This window comes from Kribbia dieselivorans NBRC 106261 (assembly GCF_001552435.1).
Classification (GTDB): domain Bacteria; phylum Actinomycetota; class Actinomycetes; order Actinomycetales; family Dermatophilaceae; genus Kribbia; species Kribbia dieselivorans.
In genome coordinates, this window is sequence record NZ_BCRE01000263.1 from 1 (window position 1) to 3,218 (window position 3,218).

3 protein-coding genes are annotated in these 3,218 nt (G+C 69.4%); all 3 read right to left on the reverse strand.

The genetic code is table 11. The features are described 5' to 3' along the window. Nucleotides 1–23 precede the first annotated feature (23 nt). Genes KD1_RS15645 through KD1_RS15655 form a run of 3 tightly spaced genes read right to left on the reverse strand, consistent with a single transcriptional unit; the run spans nucleotide 24 to nucleotide 3,105 of the window. Entirely contained in the window at nucleotides 24–1,193 is a 1,170-nt protein-coding gene (locus KD1_RS15645) for an ABC transporter permease (RefSeq protein WP_068403451.1), read from the reverse strand. Further along, nucleotides 1,190–2,377 (reverse strand): ABC transporter permease, encoded by a 1,188-nt coding sequence (locus KD1_RS15650; RefSeq protein ID WP_083542542.1) that lies wholly within the window; start codon nucleotides 2,375–2,377, stop codon nucleotides 1,190–1,192. The genes KD1_RS15645 and KD1_RS15650 overlap by 4 nt, the downstream gene beginning before the upstream one ends. 5 nt (nucleotides 2,378–2,382) lie before the next feature. Beyond that, nucleotides 2,383–3,105: an ABC transporter ATP-binding protein gene (locus KD1_RS15655; protein ID WP_245627442.1), complete on the reverse strand. Its 723-nt coding sequence runs from the start codon at nucleotides 3,103–3,105 to the stop codon at nucleotides 2,383–2,385. Between the last annotated feature and the right edge of the window lie 113 nt (nucleotides 3,106–3,218).

Genomic DNA, 3,218 nt, shown 5'->3' on the forward strand with positions numbered 1-3,218 from the left:
CGAAAGGGGGAGAGGGGCCAGGCCTACATCGCGCGGGCGAGCGAGCGCCGCAGCAGCCAGCCGCCAAGGCCCAGTGCCACCGCCGCCATGACCAGCAGCACTCCGAGCTCGGGCAGGATGTCCAGCACGCCACCGCCGTGCCGCTGGATCTCGGCCATCGCCTCGTACGCCCACGCGTGCGGCGTGAACATCGCGACGCGGTGCATCGTGTCGCTGAACAGTTCGAGTGGGAGCATCAGCCCGCCGAGCGCGGCCAGCACCAGGCCGAGCCCCACCGACAGCCCGATGCCCAGCCCCTCGTTGTCCGCGAGGACCCCGATGATCATCGCCACCCCACTGGCGACGAGCGCGAACGCCAGGAACAGCACGGCCACGGCAAACAGATTGCCCCACCGTACGTCGAACAGCAGCCACGTGGCCAGCACGATGTACAGCCCCTGGACCCACGCGATGACCAACCGGCCCGCTGCCTGCCCCGCCACCGCCTGCGTCGCCGTGACCGGAGCCGCCATGATCCGCTTGATGACCCCGTTGCGGCGCGCCGAGATCATCGCCGCTCCGCCGCTGAGGGTGGACAGGAACGAGAACAGCAGCAGCTGCGTCGACGCGCCCAGGTCGAACTGCCCCAGACCCGAGAAGGCCTGATCGAGCCCGCTGGTGTCCTTCACCGCGACCCGGGTCGGCGGGACCGCCACGGCGGCGCGGTCGAGGGCGGCGGCGATGCGTTCCTCGCTCGCCCCGCGCACCCCGGCACGCAACGCCACCTCCTGACCGGAGCGCAGCATGGCCGTGTTCGCCGCCTGCCGCACCACGATCGCGACCGCGGCCGCGTTGCCCTGGGAACTGGTCGTCATCTCCAAGGGCACCTCGCGGCCCGCGTCGAAATCGGCGGCCGCGCCGTCGGGGATCACCACGCCGACGTCGACCCCGCCGCGGGCGACCTGCCGACGCATGCTCTCCGCGTCCGTCGAGGTCACCTTCACCTCGGCGGCCTCCAACTGGGTCACCAGCTCCGCCTTGAGCGGCGAATTGGCTCCCACGAGCGCGACCGAGCCGATCGACGCGGACCCGCCGAACTGCGATCCGATGACGAACACCAGGGCCAGCGGGAAGATGAAGACGAAGAAGATGTTGCCCTTGTCGGCCACGAAGCGGCGCAACTCGGCGGCGGCGATGGCGAGCACGGCCCTCACAGCGCGTCCTTGCGGTCGGGCAGCACCCACGCGACCGTCAGGCAGACCGCGGTGAACGCGACCAGGATCGCCGCGACCCGCCCGAGGTCGGCGATGCCGCCACCACCGGCGATGATGCCGAGCCCATCGGTCAGCCCGCGGACCGGATTGATCGACAGCACCGTCCCCACCACGCCGGTCGCGGGCATCTGGAAAAACGCGCCCCCGGTCATGCCGAGCACGATCGCCACCACCGACTGGGCGATGCTCGCCTGCTCCGAGGTGCGCGCGAACTTGGCGATGATGAACATGATCGAGGTGCTGGCCGCGACGACGAGCAGAATGACCACGGCGACGCCCCACGGTGATCCGAAATCGACGTTGTCGAACATCAGGGTGCCCGCGACGAGGAGCACGGTGGTGGCCACGATGCCGAGGATCAGGCTCACCAACGCCTTGGCCCAGGTGATCTGCGAGGCCGGCATCGGCATCGACAACAGGCGCGCCAAGGTGCCCTGATCACGTTCGGTGACCAGGGCGAGCACGCCGAACCCGACCGTGAACAGCAGGAACATGCCCGCCTGACCGGCGACGACCGACTCCTCGGCGCCGAGTTGCTCCGAGGCGGTCCGGCCGTCGTGCCAGTGCACGTTCGGAGCGTCGTTCGCCGCGGCTTGGGCGATGGCCGAGACGCGCGCGGGCGGCACGCCCAGCTGAATGCCCGCGGCCGCCGCCCGCGTGCTCGCGGTGAGCTGGGCCAGCGTCGAGTCGACGATCGAGGTGACGACCTGGCCGGTGGTGCCGGCGTTGTCGCCGAGGACCACGTCGACCTGTGGTCCGCGGCTGCGGGTCAGCGCGGCGGCGAAACCGTCGGGCACCACGACCGCCATGTCGGCGCCGCCGTTGCTCACCATCGTCTCGGCAGAGTCGGCGCTCGCCTTCACCACGGTGATGTGCAGGCCGGCGGACTCCGGGATCGACCGCAGCACCTGTGACACCACGGCGGCCTGCGGATCACCGGCCGGCGTCGAGACCGCGACCTTGATCGGGGCGAGTTCGACGTTCGAGACCCCGGAGAAGACGAGGTTCATGACGAACATCAGCGCCAGCGGCACGAGGAACCCGAACGCGAGCACGGAGCCGTCGGTGATCTTCTGGCGCAGGTCGTAGGCGACCATGGTGAGCACGTTGCTCATCGCGCTCATGGCGATCAGTCCCTCAGGGCCTTGCCGGTCAACTGCAGGAACACCGACTCCAGATCGGGCTGCCCGGTCCTGGCCATGAGTTCGTCCCGGGTGCCCTCGGCCTGGATCCGACCGGAGTCGATGATCGCGATGCGGTCGCAGAGACGCTCGGCCTCCTCCATGTAGTGCGTCGTGTAGAGCACCGCCATGCCCTCGGTCGACAGCGCCTCCACCGATTCGAGGATCTGATTGCGCGACTGCGGGTCGACGCCGACGGTCGGCTCGTCGAGGATGAGCAGGTCCGGTTGGTGCAGTAGGCCGATGCCGATGTTGAGTCGGCGTTTCATGCCGCCGCTGAACTTCTTGCTGGGGCCCTTGGCGCGGTCGGCCAGGCCAATGAGGTCGAGCACCTGCGCCACCCGCTGCTTCAACGACGCTCCGCGAAGCCCCTGCAACCGGGCGAAGAAGGTGAGGTTGTCGCGGGCGCTGAGTTCGGGGTAGATCGCGAGGTCTTGCGGAACCAAGCCGATGTGCCGCTTGGCGTCGATCGACGAGGTCGCCATCGGCACTCCGGCAATGGTGATCGTGCCCGCATCGGGCTTCAGGAGCCCGGCCACCATGGAGATCGTCGTCGTCTTGCCCGGGTCGATGTGCAGGCTCACGTCGTCGACCGCGGTGAGCGAGCCGAAGCGTCTGACCAGGCCTTCGATGGCCAGGATGGGTGGGCGGGGTCCCTCGGCGGCGTCCACCCTCAGGAGACTACCGAACCACACCCCCGCCGAGTGATGGATCCGCGTGGCCTATACCCGGGTATCGGCCACGCGGATCCATCACTCAACGGAGGGGGCGAGGGGTTAGGCGC

What these genes read in the sequence shown, in the direction of transcription:
- KD1_RS15650 (WP_083542542.1), bottom strand. Translation starts at nt 2,377, where the DNA reads ATGAGCGCGATGAGCAACGTGCTCACCATGGTCGCCTACGACCTGCGC.